Source organism: Methylophilus sp. VKM B-3414 (assembly GCF_032248435.1).
GTDB lineage: Bacteria > Pseudomonadota > Gammaproteobacteria > Burkholderiales > Methylophilaceae > Methylophilus > Methylophilus glucosoxydans.
The window spans coordinates 19,067-41,675 of record NZ_JAVTLI010000001.1; the positions used below are offsets into that span (position 1 = coordinate 19,067).

Sequence of the window (22,609 nt, forward strand, 5' to 3'; positions counted from 1 at the left end):
GTTTCTGAGGTGAGCGTATGAACAAGTTACGATTTAAATTGGTATTTAGTAAACGCCTTGGCATGCTGGTGCCAATCGCCGAGATCGCGCGTACACATCAAAAATCAGTGACTTCAGTCTGTTCCGAAGGCAATGCTTGCGACAGTGAGACTGGTATTCCACTAACTGTTTGGAAAGTTTCAAGTGGCACCGTGGCATTGTTGTTGGCCGGTTGCTTGAGTATTTTATCTGCTCCGGTGTTGGCGATTGATGTCAACGCATTGCCAGTAAAAGACGCAAACTACACACTGCCGAGTGGGGTCCAAATTAACACCCCTGCCAATAACATCATGAACATTAATACAGCGATCCGTAATGCGATTATTCGCTGGAATAGTTTTAATATCGGCTCAAACGCGACTGTCAATTTCAATATGCCTGATGCACAATCCAGTGTGCTTAACCGCATCACAGGTAATTCTGCCAGCTATATTAACGGCATACTGAATTCCAATGGCCATGTTTATATTGTTAACCAAAACGGCATCTATTTTGGGGCAGGCTCGCAGGTGAATGTCGGCTCATTAACGGCAACAACACTGGATGGCAATAATATTGAGACCATTTATAAAAATGGTATTTTGTCTAATAAAAATGAGCCAGTGTTTTCTTTTGCTGACGCAGTCGGTGTGATTGAGGTTGCAGGTAAAGAGTACGACAAGGATGGCAATGTGGTCAAAGAAGAGGCAAAGATTACCGCAAAATCCGGTGGTCGTGTCATGCTGCTCGCCCCAGATGTCACCAATAGCGGGATTATTAAAACGCCTGAGGGTCAAACCATTCTCGCTGCAGGCAAAACCATTTATCTCAGTACACTAGACAAATTTGCCGGCTTGCTCGTCGAAGTGAGCTCAGGGGGTACAGCGACTAACCTGGGCCAGATTGTTGCTGATCATGGTAATGCCAGCTTGATTGGGTTGGCTGTCAACCAGCAAGGCACCATTTCTGCTTCGACTTCTGTGCGTGCGAATGGCTCGATTTTTCTAAAAGCTGAGCAAATTGGCAGCAAGAGTGATTCTGTTAATATCAATCCAGTATATGGCAAAGTGACGTTAGGCAAAAATAGTCAAACATCGGTGACTATTGACGTTAATGATAAAGAAGAAATTACTGATAAGCAGCCCCTGCCACAATCTCTATATAGGCTGAATGGTACGCAAACAACGACCACTTTAATTGATGGCTCTGTGATCAATATACAGGGTAAAGATATCAATATTGATGGGCTTGTCGCGGCTAAGAGTGGACATGTGTTTGTGACTGGAACAGATGTACAAAATAACAATAGCAGTATTTATCTTGGCGATAACGGTGTGATTGATGTTTCAGGGGTCAATGCCACCGCCCCTATGAGCCGTAATCAGTTGGCAATACAACTTTACTCTGATCAGTTACGGGATTCGCCTGTGCTAAGAGGCGGTAACTTGTTTAGCAAGATGTTATTTCTTGATGCACGCAAAGGCACCAAGCTATTAAGTCAGAGTGTGCTTGATGAGGCGAAGGCGGGTATTACCAGAACCATTGCAGAACGTTCTACAGACGGTGGCCAGGTCAATTTTTCAGCGGTTAATTTTGTTAGCAAAGCCGACTCTAAAATTGATCTTTCGGCGGGCAGCATCACTTATGATGAAGGGTCTATCCGTGAGAGCAGTTTGCTGATTAATGGCAAGTGGGTATTGGCGTCAGACGCTTTGCCAAATGTGAATTATCAAAGTATTCAAGATTATTACTCCCTCTCTAGCTTGCGCTCAGGGCAAACTAGAACATGGGCGTTGACCGCCAATGGCTTGAATGGGCGGTCTTCAGCAGGTATTGCGACAGATATATCTGCTGGCGGCTATTGGCAGCCCAGTTACCAAGAGGGAGGCAATGCCGGTAGTTTGAGTCTCACCGCCACCAATATGGCTTTGCAAGGAGCAGTGCAGGCTAGCACGGTTGCAGGGTTATATCAACGCGGTGAGACGGTTGATCATGCGAGCCCACAGGGCGGCCAGTTTAAGCTGGTTTATAACAACTCTGGTAGCTTGAATATTGTTTCTTCAACCAAAAAGCTTGCTGATGACTTTAACGAAGACAGCCAGCTGAGTACAGAGCAAACGCAAACTTCAGAGCTCAGCTCAGAAATGTTAGCGAATGGTGTCAATCGTGTAGTTATCAAAGCCACTGGCAAGGTCAATATCGATACCGACATCAATATGCAGGCGAATGGTAGCTTGTATGTGCAAGGCTCAGGTGGAATCAATGTCAACAACGATATTCGTTTACCTTCTGGTACAGTGACCCTGTCAGCTAGTCAAACTGCCGATGTGGAATTGGCTAACAATGTGAATATCAATGTTGCTGGCCTGTATACCAATGATTTGCCAGGGATCAGTGGTGCAATGCAGGGTAAGGTTGCGCTCAATGGCGGCAAAATAAATGTTGGTAGCATACGCCTTAATAAGGACACTGCTGAAATCCTCACAGATGACATTATCATTGATGCCGATAAAGTGACTACGCTATACAGTGGCCTGCGGATGGGTCAAGGTGCCACGCTGGATGCTTCAGCAGGTGCCTGGTTAAACAGTCTTGGTAAGGCGGCCGCTGGGAACGGCGGTGATATTACCGTCACGCTCGCTGACAACCAGATCACTGATAAAACTTTCAGTAGTTACGGCATGTTTATCAATGGACAGCAGACGTTGGGCGGGCATTTAACTGTCAATTTACAGGGGCAGCAATCAACCGGGCTGGTAGAGAATATCCAGCTGGGAGGAGCCAACCCACAGAAAAATGACACACTCTGGCTTTCTGAAAACTTCTTTAAACAAGGGGGCTTTTCTCAATTCACCGTGAGTAATGCCCTGCGGTGGAACGGGGATGTTTTAATTGGTGATCAAGCGAATAGTGCAGTCACTATTGCCCCTGAGCAACATTCAAGAACCTTGACCGCCGCTGCCAAAGTTGCACAAAGTGGTAGTGAGTTGAGTGGCTTGGTGAATACAACATCCATGGCTGGGCGCTTGCGCTCACCAACGAGTCTTGAGGTGAAGGCTGGTGATGATCTGATCATGCAGTCCAATTCAAGCATCGTGACCGATGCACCCACCAGCAAGACTGGCCCACGTGGCAATGTGACGCTGACCTCCAACGGTCAGATGACGATTCTGGGTGACATTGCTGCGCCAGGGGCGGATATTAATCTTTCCATTAGTAATATTCCAAATGAAGGTGATTTCACAAGGCCCAATTACAGTTTTGACCCTACACTGAGTTTGTATTTGGGCGAGACGGCTTCTCTGGTTGCTAAAGCACAATATGTGAGGCCTCCAGCCAGTGACGGTAATTTGCGTTCAGCGTTTGTTACCAAGGCGGGGAATATCTCTTTAACTGCTGGTAATGGTGTACTGATAGCTAAGGAAGGTTCTCGGATTGATGTTTCTGGAACCAGCGGTAACGTTGACTTGAGAGTGGTTGGGGGATACTCAAGGCAGTCTGTTGCGGGGAGTGCGGGGACGATTTCGCTCACTGGCCGTGACGGTATAGCACTGGATGGTACCTTAGTCGGTGCTGCTTCAGGAGTGGGAGAGGCGGGAACGCTGAATATCACCCTTGGTGGTGCGTCCGGTCCCGGTACAGAGGGGGGGGCCCCGCCATTGTATTTTGCAAATGGTCAACGTGTATTAAATGTGACCAATAGCAAAGTAATCATGGCTGCGAATAACACCGCTGGTGGAAATAATAGCAACCTTATCGACACTTCAAATTCCGCTCTGCCTTTGACTACCGCAAAAGGGATTGGCCAAATTTCAGCTGAACAAATTCGCCAGGGTGGGTTTGATAATGTGGCTTTGAAAGTGGCTAACGTCAGTACCACAGCCGGAGACGAAATCCACTTCGACAATACCACATTGAGTGTGCCATCGCTGTTAACCTTAGATGCCAGCTCATACTCAGGTTCGGCAAACTTGACTGCCTCTACATTGATATTAGCCAATAGCAGTGTGTCTATGCCAAGCACTCAACTGACAGCGGGTAGTGATACGTTTAAGGCGCAGGCAAACTTCATCGATATTCAGGGCAATATTGCCATCAATCAAGTGGCTTCTAGTCGCCTACAAAGTAAAACTGATATTCGGGCCCGCGCGATTGATTCTAGGTTAGGGGGTTCTGCGTCACTTTCTGCCCCTGGTTTGATTCAATTAGATGCCGGACAAGTTTATCCTTCAACGGCGACAGACTTTGTCGTAACAGCAACAGGCGCAGGTAGCACCATTGAGGTCACTAACCAGTCAAACACGTCAAGCGCTATGCCTTTATCTGCGGTTGGGACCCTAACCTTAAATGCTGACAACATTACCCAAGCAGGGGTATTGCGTGCGCCATTAGGCCAAATCACCCTCAATGCTGCTCAAAATCTCACATTGGCCTCTGGCAGCTTGACCTCAGTCTCTGCAGAGGGGAGTTTGATTCCTTATGCCGTCACAGCGCTTGGCGGAACTGAACTTGCTGATAGGCCTCGTGCAACCGACACATTCATGACAGCTATTGACAAGAAGAAAGTCACGCTCAATGCCAATAACATGAATTTGCAAGCGGGTTCCCGGATTGATATCTCTGGGAATGGCGATACGCTGGCGTATGAATGGATTCAAGGCATTGGCGGCTCATTGGATACCTTATCTCAATCAGGCTATTACGCTGTATTGCCATCATTGGGGAATCAATATGCGCCTTATGATTATTTAATGAGCGCCGGTTCTGATGTTGGCATTGGGCAGGCGATCTATCTGTCCGGCGGCAATGGTCTGGCGGCAGGAAAATATACACTACTTCCTGCACATTATGCACTTTTACCTGGCGCTTTCCTGATCAGCACCAACGGCACTAATCTGCAACTCAACACGCAGTTAACACAGTCAGACGGTAATGGGCTGTCTTCAGGCTATTTGACCAAGTTGGATGGCACCAGCCGAGGTCAATACACCAGCTTTAATATCATTAATGGCGATACTTTTTACAAGGATTATGGCAGCAAAAACTATAAAGGGGTTGCAGACTATCTGCTGACCTCCGGCAATACTTTATTGACCAAAAACGCATTGAGGGATGGCAAGGATATTCCGAGGCTGACAAAAGATGCTGGTCAACTTGTGCTGGCAGCTGGCAATAGCCTGAATATTGATGGGGCGATCAATACCAGTGCCGCTGCGGGCGGTAAAGGGGCGCTGGTCGATATTTCTTCGAATGATATTCGTGTTGTTTCAAGTGTTGATCCACAGCTGACAGGGGTGTTGCAGATTGCCGCAAATCAGCTCAACAATATTCGCGCTGACTCTATTCTGCTTGGCGGTAGCCGCTCAGTGACTGGTAATAAACAGACCATCACCACCACAGCCTCTAATGTCAGTTTCACTAACGATAATAATCATGCGGTGCAATCAGATGAACTCATCGTAGCGTCTAAAGATACGATTACCGTGAATCAAGGGGCAGTCATCCGCACAGGTGTAAGAGCTGATAAAACAGGTAAGACGACGCTGGTCACGAGTGGAGATGGTGCAGTCCTGGCCGTGTCGGCAAAAAATGATTTTGATTTTTCTAGAACCGATGTATCGGCTACGCCAACCACCGGCAATTTAACAATAGCGGATGGCGCCAGCGTTCAGGCGGCACGTTCACTGGTGCTGGATGCGACCAGCAATGCTGATTTATCCGGCACGACTGAGGTGGAAGAGGGGGGTACCGTCACGCTGGGCTCAAATCAATATTCCATTGGAGACAAGTCCGTGGCTGGCACTACTCGCATCAGCTCGGCTACTTTGGATGATTTTGGCCGCCTGTCGGCGATCACCTTCAACAGCTACAAAAATATTGATATTTTTGGTGCGGTGAACTTTGGCAACCGCAACCTGAACATTACCTTTAATACTGCGGGTATTGCACATCATGATGCAGGCGATGTGAGTATTTTTGCGAACAGCTTTAACCTTAAAAATACCAATAACAGCGTGTTTACAGCGCCTGGTGTTTCAACAGGGCAGTTGACTGTGAATGCCAATCAGATTTCATTTGCAGATACCGGCAAGGTTTCTAGCAACATTGATGGTTTTAATACTGTCACCCTTAATGCAAATAAAGACGTGCGCTTTTCAGGGGCGGGTACGCTCAATGTAAACGCTGGTCAGACGACTGTGAATAGCGCGGTGATCACTGCAGATTCCGGTAGCAACTATACATTTGCAAATACTGGCAGCTTGCAGACACAGGCAAATGGTCAATCCCCCACAGACACTTCTGGTATAGGTGCAACGCTTAATTTGTCTGCCAATGATATGCAATTGGGTGGAAAAATGGTCATGAAGGCGGGGGATGTGAATGCTGTGGCGCGGGCTGGCGATGTTAAAGTCGTCTCAGGCGGCGGCATTGATGTGTCGGCTGCAACCGTAGCGTTTGATGAAACACATTCAGCAACCACTGATGCAGGTAATATTCACCTGACTTCCCAGCAAGGTAATGTGCAGCTGGATAGCAACAGTTTACTCAACCTGTCTGGGGGTACAACCAAAGGCAACGCTGGCAAATTGCAGGTAGATGCGAAAAATGGACGTTTCATCACCGCTGATAATACCTTGCAAGGTCAAGCTGCCCAAGGCCAGAAAACGGCCTCACTCCAGCTTGATGTCTCCAATCTGGATAATTTCAGCGATGTGAACAAGGCGTTAGAAACCGGTAAGGTTAACGAAAGCCGGGATATCCGGGTACGTAATGGTGATGTCACTATCGCGAATGGCGATACGGTAACTACACGTGCATTTACGCTCGGTGTTGATAATGGCAATGCTACCGTGGCGGGTCATATCAATGCAGATGGTGATAAAGGTGGCGATGTAGCGATTTATGCCAATGGATTGGTGACGTTGACTAATACAGCCCAAATCACCGCGCGTGGTACACAAGCGAACCAGTCAACGGGAGATTTACAAACGGGTTCAGGCGGGACAGTCTTATTGTCTTCTGACAGTCTGGCTACTCAGAATGCCGTTTCTGCAGACGCTGGAGCACTCATTGATGTGAGTGGTTACGACAAATCAGCAAATAACAATATCGGTGTGGATGGCGCAGATGGTTCAGTGACCTTGCGTGGGCGTCGTGGCACCAATGGCACCGCCAATACTGTGAATGTTGCATTCAATACTACTTCGGCGATCAAAGGCGCTAACGAGGTGGTGGTTGAAGGTAGCCGTACCTACACATCGAATACATTCACTGCTGCAGCCATGGCTGGCATGATTACGGATACGAACAGTTTTTATAATGCCAATAACGGGGCGAGTGCTTATAGCGTGACGCAGGATGGTGTGGCTGCAAAAGTATTGCCGCACATAGAGGTACGCAGTACGGCGGGCAGCTCTCCTACCGGAATGACGGTTGGTCCTGCTGATATAAACTTGCGCTCTTTTGGTTCCTTGCTAGCAGGTCGCGGCGGTTCGCTAACTTTACGTTCAAACGGTAATCTTAACTTGACCGGATCTTTAAGTGATGGCTTCAGTACCGCTACGACTGCGGGGATATTGCAGTCAAATACCAGCACATTTAATTTTAATTTGATTGCCGGGGCCGACTATAACGCTGCAAATATCACCGAGACTCAGGCAGGGACAGGTGATTTCAAGCTCGAAAATAACAAACTCATCCGTACGGGTGAGGGCAATATCACAATTGCTGCGGGTGGCAATATGTCACTTGGAAATACAGGCTCCGTGATTTACACCGCCGGCAAACAGGTGCCTAATCTTACTGGTTTTACGCCAGCTTCTACTGGAACCAATGTGCCAACGGCAGCAAGCTATGTCAATAATGGCGGGGATATTGCCATTCAGGTTGCCGGGAACATTACCGGTGTAGCCACGACACAAAGCGTCAACCAGTGGCTGTTACGTCAGGGGGGTAATGGTGCAGATACCAGCTGGTGGGTTCGTCCAGACTTGTTCCAGCAGGGGATTGCTGCACTGGGCGGCGGCAATGTCAGCATTCAGGCTGGAGGTAATATCACTAACGTTTCCGCCTCCTCAGCAACCAATGCTCAATTTGTCAAAACGCTGGATGCGCAAGGCAATGAAGTCCGCACAAGTTTGGTGAACGGTGGCGGGGATGTGTCTGTGTCCGCTGGGGGCAATCTTGTGAATGGTGTCTACTATGCCGGTCGTGGGCAGCTTGATTTACAAGCGGGGGATAGCATTCCAGGACCAGCAGATGCAGCCCAGGCACCTGGTGCCAATGGCGTTGTGATTGCTCTGCAGGATGCCAGTGCAACAGTTACAGCCAAAAACAATATCAAAGTACAAACGGCTTTTAACCCAACGCTTTGGATGCAAGGCGTTTTAACAGCGGCGAGTCAAATTACAAATAGTACTTTCTTCAATACTTATGCTGAAGACTCTGCTTTAAACATGACTTCTTTGTCTGGCAATGTCGAGGTTGGCCAAAGTAACAGGACATCTATTTCGAGTACAGGGTTTAGTTCGCAAGCGTATGGTACTGTAACTGGTCTTGATATGTCAGCTATTCATCCTGGTACAGTAAATGCAACAGCTTTCAATGGCGATATCACAGCCTATAGAATGATTCTTGCACCTAGTAAGCTCGGTAATTTGAATTTGATGGCCGCGGGTAACGTCCTTGCTGGAGCTGGATTAATTGGAGGGACAAAGCCTACAGCGAACATTCTTATTTCGGATGCCGATTTAAGCACAGTGTTGAATGTGTTTAACCCGACCATAGGTAGCCCGAGCAATGGTACCATTACCAGCATTCTGGCCAGTATCAAAACCGGTGTTTCTGCAGTGCCTGTGCATCAAAATGATTCAACGCAAGCTACAATCATCGCCCGTGATGGTGATGTGAGACTGACCGGTTCGCCTTCAAGTGATGTCGACAATGTTTACGGTATCAAATCATCAAAACCGGTTTACATCAGCGCGGGTAATAACGTGACCTTACATGCCTCTATTCAGCACAATAATGTTGGTGATGTGTCTGAAATCCATGCGGGTAAAGACTTTGTGATGGATAACGGCGAACTAGGTTCGCGTGTCGATATTAATGGACCTGGTGAGGTACTGATTGAAGCTGGTCGCAATATTGATCTGGGCAATACCAGCGGCATTCTCTCGCTCGCAAATACTGTGAATCCCAATCTTTCCGATAAAAGTGCGAATGTCACCTTGCTGGCTGGCATGGGTCAATCTGGCGAAGATATAGAGGGTTTTGTGGGGACTTATATTAATCCAACTGGCGCCGGCCCTGCCTCTCTACAAGGCAATGCAGAGGCATTGGCGGAATATCGTCAGGGCACGGCAACGCGGGTGCAGGCTTATATGAACGAAATCACCGGTAGTAAAAATCCGGTGACGGGTCAACCCTATACGCAGCAAGAAGCAATGGCAGGCTTTTTAAGTCTGGATAAAACCCAGCAAAAGGTGTTTGCCTTGCGTGAGTTCCAGGTAGAGTTGTTGGCTGCTGGTAAAGAGTACGTGAAGAATAAGAGCACGGTAAGAAGTGATAATGTGATTGCCTCACTGTTCCCTGCCAAAGACTACAGCGGTGACATCTTGATGTATCAAAGTCAGATCAAAACCTCAAGAAATGGCAATATCAGCTTGTTTGCGCCTGGCGGCTTGGTGAATGCGGGTATCGCGGGTAATAGTTCTGTGGGTGATCGCATCGGTATTGTGACTGAAAAAGGCGGTAGCATTAATTCTTATTCTGATGGCAGTTTTATGGTGAACCAGTCTAAAGTGATTACACAGTACGGTAGTGACATTTTGATCTGGTCTAATCATGGCGATATTGATGCTGGTCGGGGTTCAAAAACCGCGATATCAGTGCCTGAGCGAGTGGTTACCCCCAATGCATATGGCGATATTACTGTTGAGGTGAAAGGGGTCGCTTCAGGTTCGGGTATTCGTGCCCAGAGTTATGATCCTGATGGCCCAAGCGGCAGCATTGTTGCACCTGATAAAGGCTCGGTCGCATTATTCGCGCCGCGCGGATTACTTGATGCAGGTGAGGCGGGGATTGAGGCGGGTAACTTGTTGATTGGGGCCCCCGTCATTTTGAATGCCTCCAATATTTCAGTGTCCGGTAGTTCGGCTGGTGTTCCTGCAGCAGATACAGGTAGCTTGGCAGGGTCATTGGCGAACTCAACCAACACCTCTGCGGGTGCAAGCAACGCGCTGACAGAAAACCTGGCTAGCCAGATGAGTAGCCAGAATACTGTTCCGCGTGACTTGCCACCGATTGTCACGGTTAAAACCATTCGACTCGAAGATTAGCCGGTGACGGTTCAGACTTTTACGCCCGCCTTTTGGTGGGCGTTTTTATTTCTGATCCCTACCTCTGCTGAGTCATGAAGAAGTGTCTTTCTATGGGCTGTTCTGACCACAGCCGGACTAGCAGTCCGTAGTCAAGCAAGACTAAAAAAGTACAAATCCCCCCTTATTTTTAGCAGTTTTCATAGTCCGAGCTACCTAGTGTTATGGCGCGAAAATTAATATTGGCAGCAATCTAAGTTGCTAAAGTATTCAGGATTTTACGTGAGCGGATAACGACGGAGTTCTGAATGAAACTAAAAAAAATGCATTGGTTGCTGGCTTGTCTGGGCTGGTCTTCTTTGAGTCTTCCTTTACATGCTGAGGTGGTGATTAGCCAGGTGTATGGCGGACAGGGCAGTGTGTATAACCAGGACTACGTTGAGTTATTCAACAACGGTAGCGCTGCGGTTGATATCAGTGGCTGGTCTGTGCAGTATGCCAGCGCGACAGGGACGGGGAATTTTTCAGCCAATGGGGTGACAACCCTGTCTGGCTTGTTGCAAGCGGGTCAATATTATTTGGTGGGTTTGCGTAGCGCGGCTAACGGTTCAGCCTTGCCAACGCCTGATGCCAGCAATAATGGCACTGATATGAGTGGCACCAATGGCAAGGTGGTGCTGGTTAAGAGCAGTACTGGCCTGACTTGTAATGGCAGCTCTAATCCATGTAGCAGCAGCCAGTTGGCGCAGGTTGCTGATCTGGTGGGCTATGGCACGGCCAATTTTGCTGAGGGTTCAGCAGCGCCGGCGATTAGCAGCAGCAAGGCCTTGTTGCGCAAAGGCGACGGTTGCCAGGATACCAACCAGAACAGCAGCGATTTTGTCGCTGGCACGCCTGCGCCACGCAATAGCAGCACGGCCGTGAATGTGTGCGGTGGCGGCAATAGTGGTGGCGGCAGCACAGGTAATCAACCGATTGTGACTTCCTGCCCGGCGATTACGCTGCAAGTGGGCGAGGCAGGTGCAGGCCAGGTGCAGGCGTCGGATGCTGACAGTGTAGTCAATGCAGCGACCTTGGCTTCTAATGCGCCCAATGGCGTGAGCCTGGTTAATTTTGCCGCAGCCAGCAATGATGGCCAGTCAGCCAGCGCCGCTTTGCAACTGGATGGCAGCCTGCCTGCCGGACAATATACGGCCGATATCCAGTTTGCCAATAACGAAGCGCAGACCGCGACTTGTACCGTCAATATCACGATCAAAAACAGCAATATCACGCGTATTTACCAGATTCAGGGCAGCGCCTTGGGCACCGCCTCTGTCAGCCCGCTGAATGGTCAAACCGTCACCACTGAGGGTGTGGTCACAGCCGTATTCCCAAGCCTGAACGGGTTTTATCTGCAAGATGCGAGCGGTGACGGCAACCCACAAACCTCAGACGGCGTGTTTGTTTATCTGGGAACCGGCGTTGCACCTACCGTCAGCAAAGGCCAAAAAATCCGCTTAACGGCCAACGTGACCGAGTTCAATACCATCACTGAGTTGGTGAACGTGAGTGGCTTGCAAGTATTAAGCAGCAACAATGTCATCTTGCCGACCGACATTAGCCTGCCTGAAGTGACCGAGGGTGATCTGGAAGCCTACGAGGGCATGCTGGTGCGTATCACCACCCCCATGACCGCCTCACAGAATTACTTTTTGGGCCGCTATGGTCAAGTCACGCTGTCTGCGGATGGCCGCATGCTCAAGCCTAGCAATCTGTATCCAGCCAATTCTGCGGCAGCAGCCCAGTTAGCGGATGAGAATGCCCGCCGCCGTTTGGTACTAGATGACGGCAGCAGTGCACAAAATCCTAACCCGATCCCGTTTATCGGGGAAGACAACACGCTACGCGCCGGCGATGTAGTGGAAAACCTGACCGGGGTGATTGATTATGGCCTGATCACGGCCTCCAGCACCGGCCCACGCGATTACAAGTTGAATCCTACCGAGCCCGTGCAGTTCCGGCGTGAAAACCCACGTACGGCAGCGCCTGCCAGCGTGCCGGGCAATCTCAAGATTGCCAGCTTTAACGTGCTGAATTACTTCACCACCTTTGCCAATGGCGCCACAGCGAGCGGCCAAACTGGCCAGGGCTGCAGCCTGGGCGGCAGTGTTTCTGCCTCTAACTGCCGCGGTGCCAACAACCTGGCTGAGTTTAACCGCCAGCGTAACAAAATCATCCGCGCTCTAAGTGCAATGAATGCGGACGTGGTGGGCCTGATGGAAATCCAGAATAACGGCAGCACCGCTGTCCAAAATCTGGTAGACGGCTTGAATGCCGCCGTTGGCGCCAATACTTATGCGGCGATTGCTGATCCAGTGACTGGCACAGGGACTGACGCGATCAAAGTGGCGATGATCTACAAGCCTGCCAAGCTGACCCCGGCTGCGGCGGCCTTGTCTGATAACGACAGCATCAACAACCGTCCAACCTTGGCACAAACCTTCAAGGCGGCCAATGGCGAAAAATTCACGGTGTTGGTCAACCACTTTAAATCCAAGAGCTGTTCAGATGCCTCCGGTAGCAATGCCGATCAGGGCGATGGTCAGGGTTGTTACAACACGCGCCGTGTGGCCCAGGCCGATCGTCTGTTGCAATTCATCAATACCGTACAAGCGCAAGCAGGTGATCAGGATGTGGTAGTGATTGGCGACCTGAATAGCTATGGCAAAGAAGATCCTATCCTGACCCTGACCTCAGGCGGCTTGCAGGACCAGATTGCCCGCTTTAGTGGCGACAGTGATTACTCCTACGTGTTTGATGGCGAGTCTGGCTATATCGACCACGCTCTGGCCAGCAGCAGCATGGCGGCACAAGTGACTGGCACGACCCACTGGCACATCAATGCCGACGAGCCCATGGTGATTGACTACAACACCGAGTTCAAACCGCAAGACCTGTATAGCGATAGTCCATACCGCTCATCAGACCATGACCCGGTGATTGTCGGCGTGCAATTGGTGAAAACAGTCAATGGCACGAATCAGCGCGATACGCTGACCGGCACCGCAGGCGATGACGTGCTCACCGGCGGCTTGGGTGCAGACACCCTCACTGGTCTGGCCGGGCGCGATACCTTTGTTTACCAGAGCATGCGTGATGCCACTGACACCATTACCGACTTTACGCCAGGTGAAGACCAGTTGCAGATCAGCGAATTGCTGCAAAGCCTGGGTTACAGCGGTAGCCAGCCGTTTGCCGATGGCTTCGCCCGCTGGGTGAGCGTATCAGGCGGCGTGCAATTGCAAATCGATGCCGATGGCACAGGAGGGACGGCCACCGCCAGACCACTGGTCACGCTGAAAGGATTAGCCATGAATCAACTGGATGCACAACGCGATGTGCGCTGGTAATCAACCATAACAAATCAATAAGTTGTTTTTAACAAACCGAGTGAGAGGATATTTAAGATGAAAAAAATCAGTTTAATGGCAGCTTTGTTGCTGTCTAGCCAAGCCAACGCGGCCCTGAATGCCGGTGACATCATGTTCACTGCGTTTAATGCCGATGAAGATGGTTTGTCATTTGTGACCTTTGTCGATATCGCCGCCAACACCACCATTTTCTTCAGCGATAACGAATGGACTGGCAGCGCTTTCAACAGTGGCGAAAGCTATAACCAGTGGGTTTCCAGCGACGTGGTTGCTGCAGGCACAGTGGTGCGTTTCTCTGCCTACGACAAAACCAGCCTGTCTGCTTCCACTGGCGTGCTGTCTCGTGTCAGCGTGAGCGGTAGTGCAAACTGGGGTATTTCGAATTCTGGCGAAACTGTTTATGCCTACCTGGGTACTGCTGCGACTGCACCAACCACATTCTTGAGCGCCATTACCAACGGGACGTTTGATGCCCATGGCCCTCTGAACAACACTGGTTTGACTGCAGGCGTGAACGCCATTGAATTGACGGCTAAAGCCGGTGCCTCCAGCAATCCTGACTACGCCGAGTATAACGGTGTACGTGGTGGCCTGAATCACTTTACTGATTACAAGGCACAAGTGGCTAACGTCAATAACTGGAATGTAGACACTGTAAACAACAGTGATTCTGCTGCATTGGTTCCCAATACCACAGCGTTTACCGTGGCTGCTGTGACGCCAGTGCCTGAAGCTGACAGCGTAGGCATGTTGCTGGCTGGTCTGGGTGTGTTGGCACTGGTACGTCGTCGCCAATCCCGTTAATCCCTAAAGCGTCTATTAATCATTTGTCAGGAGTGTCATGCAAATGCATGGCACTTTGTGGAGAAAAGCATGTTTAAACTGAAACAATTAGCGGCGTGTGTGGCTTTGGCCATGAGCGCCAGCAGTGTATGGGCTGAGGGCGTGACCCTGTTGCATGTGGGAGATCAGGAGAGCTGGTTGCTGTCTGCCCAGGGCAACCTGCGTGACACCAGTGCCCAGGCAATTTCATTTTATGGTGGCGTCGACCGTCTGGCGACCGTGATCAAGAATGCCGAAACGGCAGCCGTGGCCCAAGGCCGTACGGTACTCAAGCTCAATGCAGGCGATGCCTTTTTGCCTGGTCCACGTTTCACGGCCAGCCTGAACAACCTGTCTACCAGCTACAGCGATGGCGGTCAGGATTTTTATGACGCGATCGCCTTGCGCCAGATTGGCTTTGATGCCATGGTGTTTGGCAACCACGAGTTTGATCTGGGTCCACAAATGGCTGCGCGTTTTGCTAAAGTAACTGGCAGCACCTATCTCTCTAGCAACCTGGACTTTAACGCCACCGCTGAATTCAGTGCTTTAAAAGCCAGCGGTCAAGTGGCGCCTTCCAAAGTGATCACCACCGCAGCGGGTCATAAAATTGGTCTGGTCGGAGCGACTACTCCGCTGTTGCCTACCATTTCTTCACCGGGTGCAGTCAGCGTGATCGGCTACGATGCCAACCACACCGAGGCACAAAACCTGCAAGCCTTGATTCCCCTGATTCAGGCTGAAGTCAATCGTCTGCGTAACGAGCAAGGTGCGACCACCATCATCTTGATGAGCCATCTGCAAAATGCCGCTAACGAAATTGATGTCGTGGTCCCTGCATTGTCCGGGGTGGATCTGGTGTTGTCTGGCGGTGGTCATGAACTCATGGTGGATCCAGATGACCTGCTGATCAACGGCGGAGTCGGTGCCACTTATAATTCTGATCCGGTCTATGCCGTAGATGCCAATGGCCGCAATGTGCCAGTGATGACCAGCCATTTTGGTAACCGTTATGTCGGCCAGCTCAATTTTACGATTGATGATGCCAAAGGCACTTTTACAGCGGTTGAATCCAGCAAGATGATGCGCGTGTCTGGCGCGGCCGCCGATGCTGACCGCGTGACTGGGGATGCGACCTTGCAAAGCAAGGTGGTGACACCCGTGCAAAACTATATCAATGCGCTCAATGCACAAATCATCGGCACCACTGCGGTGAAATTAAACGGCCCCACACATACGAGCTGTTCTGCTTTGCCATGCACTTTTGTGGCAGGCGTGCGTAATGCTGAAACCGGTTTGGGTGATCTGGTGGCTGATGCCATGCGTTTTGCCGGTAAAACCGATGTGGCGGTTCAGAACGGTGGCGGCATCCGTACCAATATTGCTGCGGCTGGCAACGTGTCCGTCGGCGATACTTTTAATATTCTGCCGTTTACCAATCTGGTTAAACGCGCACCGTCCATGAACGCGACCCAGCTCAAAGACTTGCTGGAGCACGGTTATGGCGACACCAGCCCGACCGGTCGTGCCAATGGCCGCTATGCCCAGATTTCTGGCATGCAAGTGATCTACGACAGCCGCAACCCGGCCAGAACCACGCAAGGCACAGGTAGCCGCATTCAACGTGTGGTGCTGGATGACGGCACCGTACTGATTGATAACGGCGTGGTTGTCAACAATAGCCGCACTTTCTCCTTTACCACCATAGACTTTACGGCCGCCGGGGGGGATGGTTACCCGTTTGCAGCCAATGGCGTGGTGTTTGAAAACAGCCCATTCACGATTACCTATCAAGAGGCACTGGCTAATTACATCCAGACGCCTAAAGCTGAAGGTGGCCTGGGTCGCTTGAACAATGCCGATGGCGATGAAATCACCACCAACCTGTATGGCCTGGAAAACCAGTACGACAAAGGCGGCCGTTTGATTGACCTGGCGATTGCCAGCACAACCGCTGGCGTCACGCGCACGGGCACGGCGGGCCGTGATGTGCTGGTAGGCACTGCGGGGGATGATGTGATCAATGGTGGCCTCGGCGTGGATACGCTGACAGGTGGCGCCGGTAACGACGTGTTTGTCTACAGCAGTCTGCGTGAAGCGGGTGACACCATCACTGACTTTACCCCTTATGCCGACAAAGTGCAGTTAACTGCCTTGCTGGCTTCACTGGGTGTGTCTGCCAATACCGCATTGACTGGTGGCTATCTGCGCCTGGTGGATGTGACCGGCGGTGTACAGCTTTGGGTAGACAGTGACGGTGCTGCCGGTCCTGCCGCTGCCAGATCGCTGCTCACGCTCAAAGGCCTGACGGCGAAACAAGTGATACCTGCTCGCGATTTCACACTTTAACGCTCAAGTTTTCACAGTTTTACTAATGCATACTTTTACTATTTAAAAGTTTTACTAGAGGAATATTGCAATGAATATGATCAAAAAACTCACCTTGGTGGCCTTGCTGGCAGTGGTGATGCCTGCGCAAGCCGCTATTCAATCCCTGCAGTTTAATGGTCTGGTGGATTCCGGATATTACAATGGCACCAGCTACCAAGGCTTATTCAGCTTTGATGATGCTGGCCTGCTGTCCAGCGGCACTGAGTTAATTAACCTGAGCAGCTTGAACTTCAAATTTGGCAGCAGCCTGTTTGACTTGGGCACGCCGACTTTATCCAGTGCGACGGCTGTGTTTCAAGATGGCGTATTTACTGGCATTGAGTGGTCTGTGGATTCGAACAGCCCGGCGATTGGCTTTAGCTTTATCGCGGGCAGTGCCGATGCCTCTGATGCTTACTTTGCCTATGACACCACACTGGGTTTGTCCGGTGCTGGTAGCCTGACTTACGCAGCTGCAGTGCCTGAGCCTACCCAGTCTGGCCTGATGCTGCTGGGCTTGGGCGTGATTGGCTGGATCGCTACCCGCCGTCAGTCATAACCCTGTTTGCAGTTGCAGCAAAAAAAGCCCGGTTCGCCGGGCTTTTTTGCGCTCTGCCTATGTGTCAGAAAAAACTAGTCCGACTAGTCCTGTCTTAATGTGACTGCAACATTCACTCTTTAGACTTGCTGCTCAAATTCACTTGTCAGCAAAACTATGAAGAACACACTTGGTTTATTGGTTGCAATTTTAGGGCTTACACTCTCTGTTTCCGGCGAGGCTGCATGGAACAAAGACTGGGCTACCCAGCAAAAAATCAGCATAGACACTACCAATATCAAAGAGGCAGTCAACCAGGCGCCGATGCTGGTGCGTCTGCATTCCGGTAATTTTGATTTTACCGGCGCCAATGTGGATGGGGCTGATCTGCGCTTTATTGCGGCAGATGACAAAACCGAACTCAAGTTTACCCTGGAAAAATATGATGCCGTCAACGAATTGGCGGTGGCCTGGGTGGTGTTGCCGCAAGTATCTTCGGCCAACAAGGATTTGTTTATCAATCTGGCAGCAGGCAATGAGTCTGCCACAGCCGCTAGCGATGCGCAGGCACTGAATGATCCGGCCTTGCTGGCACGGTTTGCCTTCTCTGAAAATGCCTTGCTCAAGGATAGCGGCCCGAGCCAGCTGACGGCCAGCGGCAACGCGACTGTACAAAAAGCCGGGTTGATTGCAGAAAGCGCCGTACTGAATAACAGTCCATTGGCATTGACTTTGCCTGCCGTACCTGCGTTGGCCAATGGCAGCACCTGGTCAGTCTGGCTTAAGCCTGCCAGCTTGCCACAAACCGCCGTGTTGTTCAAAAGCGGCAATGTCAGCCTGCAGCTGGATGGCAGCGCCTTGTCCTTGCAGGCCGGTGGTGCAGCCACCAAAGCAGGCGAATTAAAGGCCGGTCAATGGCAGCATGTGGCGTTGGTGTTTCAGGCTGGCCAGGCTTTGGTTTACCTGAATGGCCAAGTCGCTGGTCAAGTAGCAGTGACCGATGCGCAAGCGGCTGCGACATTCACGCTGGGCGAAAACCTGAATGCTGAAGTCGATGAGTTGCAGTTGGCGAACACTGCCCGCAGTGCCGCCTGGCTGACCTTGGTTGCCCAATCACAAGGCGCGGATGCCAGCGTGGTGAAAGTGGCTGCCGCGGGCGGGGAGGAAGAAGCAGAAGGCGGCGAAGCCAACTACATGGGCATTCTGATCAACAGCTTGACCGTGGACGCCAAAGTGGTGATCGCGATTCTGGCGGTGATGTTCGCCATCAGCGCCTGGGTGATGGTGAGCAAAGCACGCCTGGTGAGCCGTACTGACAAAGACAATGACCTGTTTCTCAAGCGCTTTCAACAGTCTAATGCTGCTGACTTGCTGGCACTGGACAAAACCGGTAGCTACACCCACTCCAATCTGTTTGGCTTGTACAAAGCTGGCTTACGTGAAATAAAAAAACGTGAAGTGGATGGCAAAGTGGCTTTGGGCGGCGCCTCAATTGATGCGATCAAGGCCGCTGTGGATGCCGATCTGGTACGTGAAACCCAGCGCATGAACAGCATGATGGTGTTGCTGACCATTGCGATTTCCGGTGGACCTTTCCTGGGCCTGTTGGGGACTGTGGTGGGTGTGATGATCACCTTTGCTGCCATTGCCGCTGCCGGTGACGTTAACGTGAACGCGATTGCGCCGGGGATTGCAGCCGCCTTGCTGGCCACGGTGGCTGGCCTGGGCGTGGCGATTCCTGCCCTGTTTGGCTATAACTATCTGGCCAGCCGCGTCAAAAACATCACCATCGCCATGCAGATTTTTGTCGATGAGTTCATTACCCGTACCGCTGAACTGTACGGTAAGGAATAAGGCATAAGCGATGTCAGAAGGCGTCAAAGAAGAGAACCAGCTCTACGATGAGATCAACATTACGCCCATGCTGGATCTGGCGTATGTGCTGCTGGTGATTTTTATCATCATGACTACCGCGTCCGTGCAAGGCGTCAAAGTCGACATGCCGCACACGGTGAACTCTGCTGCCTTGGCCAAACCGCAAATGCGCGCGATTACCGTTACCAGTGATGGCAGTGTCTACCTTGATGCGTTCCCGGTGGATATGGCACAGCTGGAGCAGCGGCTGGCGCAATATAAAAGCAGCAATCCCGAGCTGCCGGTGGTGCTCAAGGGGGATGCCGCCGCGCATTATGAAAAGGTCTCTGAAGTGCTGGAAATCTGTAAACGGCTAGACATTACCGAAGTCGGCCTGGTGACCAAGAAAGTGGTGGAGTAAGCCATGCAAGTCCAGAACGACGCCCAACCTTACGACACCATCAACATTACGCCCATGCTGGACCTGGCCTATGTGCTGCTGGTGATTTTTATCCTGATGACCACGGCGGGGGTGCAAGGCTTGACCATGAATCTGCCCAAGCCTTCCAACAAGCCTAGCACTGAAAAACACGACATCAAAATCGTGCAGGTACAACAGGGCGGCACGCTCACCATCAATGGGGTTGGCGTGACCATGGCTGAACTGGAGACACAACTCAACCAGGCCAAGGCCATGGACCCTAAATTCAACGTCATGATCAAAGGCCAGCCGCAAGCGCCTTATGCCGGGGTCATTGGCGTGATTGATCTGGTTAACCGCTTGCAAATTGAAAATGTCGGCCTGGTGACCGGCAAAATTGGGACCTAGGGTATGGCGATGGAAGATAACCTTTCCAATGACACGCCGGTACATCCCGCACGGCTTTGGGCGACCCGCATCCTGATTGCTGTATTGGTGCTGGCCGTGTTGGCTGGCATCGCTTATGGCATCAAAAAACTGTTTTCGGGTGGGCCGACGCAGAAAAAGCAAATCACTACTGTGAAATTGCTGCCCGACACACCGCCGCCACCGCCTCCTCCTCCGCCTAAAGAGCCGCCCAAGGAAACGCCGAAGGAGCAGCCGAAAGAAGCGCCCAAAGAGCCTGAGCCCAAACCGGTTGAAGCACCGCCTGCCGAGAACCTCAAGATGGAAGGCGCTGCGGGTGATGGCCCAAGTCCCTTCCAGTCCGGTGCCGTGAATAATGAGTACAAGGGGGGCGACGTAACCACTGGTCCCAAAATTGGCGGCAAAAAGAATATGGCTGCGTTTGCCTGGTTTACCAACAAGGTTGATGCGCAAATCAAGAAAGCGCTGGATGCAGAAAGTGGACTGAGCAAAGTGAAGTATCAGGTCGATGTCAGGGTGTTTTTAAATGCCCAGGGCGACATTGATCATGCGGAGTTGATTGACTCCAGTGGTGATGCTGAAACCGATGCCTTGATCCGCAAAGTATTGAGCCGGATTCCGCCGTTGAAAGAGTCTGCGCCAGAGGATATGCCAAGAAAGGTCATCGTCAGAATGGCCTCGAAAAACATGTCATGAAGTACGGAACACACAACAGCGTTAATCACTATTGATCGCAAGCCTCGCAGTAAAGAGCCTCTTGCTAAAGAGCGAAAGTAACTAGGGAAAGATATGAAGATAAAAGCAAAGAACTGGATGATTCCATGGCTGGTGGCCGGCCTGTTTAGCACACAAGCCCAGGGTGTACTCGCCGGTGAGCGTGAATCACTGGAAGAGGTGCGAGCCACCACCATGAATTTGATCGAGTTGTTGGTACAAGAGGGTGTACTGTCTAAAGAAAAAGCGGATGCTTTGCTCAAGCAAGCGCAAGCGGCCAAACAAAAAGCACAAGAAGAAGCGGCCAGTGTCGCCGAATCTACAGCACCAGATGCGCCAGCTGCGGCGACGCAATCGAAAGCGATCCGCGTGCAATATGTGCCTGAGCATGTCAAAAACGAAATGCGTGCTGAGATTGAGCAAGAGGTGATGAAAAAACTCAATTACAAGGCAGGCGAGCGGTTAGGGATTCCAGAGTGGATTGATCGCGTCGAGTGGACGGGTGCATTACGTTTGCGCTACCAGGAAGATATGTTCAATGAGTTCAACACGGCCCCTGTGTTTTTGCAAACCAATGAAGTGCAAAACATGAAAACTGTGAACAACACCACTGAAGACCGTGATCGCCAGCGTATCCGGGCGTTATTCGGGGCTAATTTAAAGATCAATGAATGGTTGAACGGCGGCATCCGCTTCACCACCGGTATGCTGCAAACACCAGTCACGCCTAACCAGACGGAAGGGTTTTCACAAGGCAAGTTTGTATTTGGCCTGGATCGCGCTTTTCTTGAAGGCAAGCCCTATGATTGGCTAACATTGACTGGCGGGCGTTTTGCCAACCCATTCTTTACCGGTAACCCGACATTCAATACGGACTTGCTCTGGGACCCTGATCTGGCCTTTGATGGTTTTGTGGCACGAGCTAACCCAGCGATTAACAATCACTGGCGAGTATTCTCGACGGTTGGCGCTTTCCCAGTCGAAGAGATTGAGTCCTCGGATACGAACAAAGCCAGAGACAAATGGCTTTATGCTGCGCAAGGCGGCATCGAGTGGACTGCCAGCAATGACACCAAGGTTAAATTGGGTGTGGCCTACTATGATTTTAAAAACGTAGAGGGCGAGCGTAACCCGGTCAATGACAGTCTCAAGTATGCTGGTACCGTGCCGTTGTGGCGCCAAAAAGGTAATAGCACATTCAGTATTAATGACGGAACCACCAATGGAGTTTTGTGCAGCGACCCCAATGGACTCTGTGGATTGGCCTCTAAGTTTCAGTTGATCAACTTCACTGGCGAGGTTGATTTGGCCACGTTTGACCCGGTCCATGTGATCTTGCATGGGGCTTATGTACAAAACATCGGTTTTGATCAGCAAGAGATACTGCGCCGCACTGGTAACTTGTATAAAAAAGAAAATGAGGGCTATGAACTCTCACTCATGGTGGGTAATCCTTTGATTAAAAAGCTGCATGACTGGCAAGTGTTTGGTGGCTATCGTCGTCTGGAGCGTGACGCCATGATTGATGGGTTCACAGACTCCAACTTCCGCTTAGGTGGCACCGATGCCAAGGGCTTTTTTGTGGGTGGACAGTATGGTCTGGGCAAAAACGCCTGGTTATCTTCCAGATACGTCAGTGCCGATGAAATTTCTGGTTTGCCATTCTCTGTGGACACCTTCTTTCTTGACTTTAATGGCCGGTTTTAAAGGGACT

The 22,609-nt window shown here is 50.8% G+C and carries 10 protein-coding genes; all 10 read left to right on the plus strand.

Annotated features, from left to right (window positions below; translation table 11 throughout):
- Nucleotides 1-17: 17 nt before the first annotated feature.
- The 10 genes from Q9292_RS00100 (at nucleotide 18) to Q9292_RS00145 (ending at nucleotide 22,602) form a co-directional block, all read left to right on the plus strand.
- Entirely contained in the window at nucleotides 18-10,358 is a 10,341-nt protein-coding gene (locus Q9292_RS00100) for a filamentous haemagglutinin family protein (protein ID WP_313983248.1), read from the plus strand.
- Nucleotides 10,359-10,645: 287 nt separating this feature from the next.
- Nucleotides 10,646-13,729, plus strand: coding sequence for an ExeM/NucH family extracellular endonuclease (locus Q9292_RS00105; RefSeq protein ID WP_313983251.1), 3,084 nt, complete (start codon nucleotides 10,646-10,648; stop codon nucleotides 13,727-13,729).
- A gap of 57 nt (nucleotides 13,730-13,786) precedes the next feature.
- Nucleotides 13,787-14,554: a PEP-CTERM sorting domain-containing protein gene (locus Q9292_RS00110; protein ID WP_313983254.1), complete on the plus strand. Its 768-nt coding sequence runs from the start codon at nucleotides 13,787-13,789 to the stop codon at nucleotides 14,552-14,554.
- A 69-nt stretch (nucleotides 14,555-14,623) separates the two neighbouring features.
- Complete coding sequence (locus Q9292_RS00115; RefSeq protein WP_313983256.1) at nucleotides 14,624-16,921, plus strand: 5'-nucleotidase C-terminal domain-containing protein; 2,298 nt, start codon at nucleotides 14,624-14,626, stop codon at nucleotides 16,919-16,921.
- A 70-nt stretch (nucleotides 16,922-16,991) separates the two neighbouring features.
- Complete coding sequence (locus tag Q9292_RS00120) at nucleotides 16,992-17,501, plus strand: PEP-CTERM sorting domain-containing protein (protein ID WP_313983259.1); 510 nt, start codon at nucleotides 16,992-16,994, stop codon at nucleotides 17,499-17,501.
- Between the two features lie 156 nt (nucleotides 17,502-17,657).
- Complete coding sequence (locus Q9292_RS00125) at nucleotides 17,658-19,334, plus strand: DUF2341 domain-containing protein (protein WP_313983262.1); 1,677 nt, start codon at nucleotides 17,658-17,660, stop codon at nucleotides 19,332-19,334.
- A gap of 10 nt (nucleotides 19,335-19,344) precedes the next feature.
- The gene (locus tag Q9292_RS00130) at nucleotides 19,345-19,755 is read left to right on the plus strand and encodes an ExbD/TolR family protein (protein WP_018986307.1); all 411 of its coding nucleotides are present in this window, start codon (nucleotides 19,345-19,347) and stop codon (nucleotides 19,753-19,755) included.
- Nucleotides 19,756-19,758: 3 nt separating this feature from the next.
- A complete protein-coding gene (locus Q9292_RS00135) occupies nucleotides 19,759-20,163 on the plus strand; it encodes an ExbD/TolR family protein (RefSeq protein ID WP_194747416.1) in 405 nt (134 codons plus the stop codon).
- 9 nt (nucleotides 20,164-20,172) lie between these two features.
- On the plus strand, nucleotides 20,173-20,877 hold the full coding sequence (locus Q9292_RS00140) for a TonB C-terminal domain-containing protein (protein WP_313983268.1): 705 nt from the start codon (nucleotides 20,173-20,175) through the stop codon (nucleotides 20,875-20,877).
- 93 nt (nucleotides 20,878-20,970) lie between these two features.
- Nucleotides 20,971-22,602, plus strand: a complete 1,632-nt coding sequence (locus Q9292_RS00145; protein ID WP_313983271.1) for a putative porin — start codon at nucleotides 20,971-20,973, stop codon at nucleotides 22,600-22,602.
- Nucleotides 22,603-22,609: the final 7 nt, after the last annotated feature.

Coding starts and splice junctions, on each gene's coding strand:
- Q9292_RS00130 (WP_018986307.1), top strand. CDS start 19,345: ATGTCAGAAGGCGTCAAAGAAGAGAACCAGCTCTACGATGAGATCAAC.
- Q9292_RS00110 (WP_313983254.1), top strand. CDS start 13,787: ATGAAAAAAATCAGTTTAATGGCAGCTTTGTTGCTGTCTAGCCAAGCC.
- Q9292_RS00140 (WP_313983268.1), top strand. CDS start 20,173: ATGGAAGATAACCTTTCCAATGACACGCCGGTACATCCCGCACGGCTT.
- Q9292_RS00115 (WP_313983256.1), top strand. CDS start 14,624: ATGTTTAAACTGAAACAATTAGCGGCGTGTGTGGCTTTGGCCATGAGC.
- Q9292_RS00120 (WP_313983259.1), top strand. CDS start 16,992: ATGAATATGATCAAAAAACTCACCTTGGTGGCCTTGCTGGCAGTGGTG.
- Q9292_RS00125 (WP_313983262.1), top strand. CDS start 17,658: ATGAAGAACACACTTGGTTTATTGGTTGCAATTTTAGGGCTTACACTC.
- Q9292_RS00145 (WP_313983271.1), top strand. CDS start 20,971: ATGAAGATAAAAGCAAAGAACTGGATGATTCCATGGCTGGTGGCCGGC.
- Q9292_RS00100 (WP_313983248.1), top strand. CDS start 18: ATGAACAAGTTACGATTTAAATTGGTATTTAGTAAACGCCTTGGCATG.
- Q9292_RS00135 (WP_194747416.1), top strand. CDS start 19,759: ATGCAAGTCCAGAACGACGCCCAACCTTACGACACCATCAACATTACG.
- Q9292_RS00105 (WP_313983251.1), top strand. CDS start 10,646: ATGAAACTAAAAAAAATGCATTGGTTGCTGGCTTGTCTGGGCTGGTCT.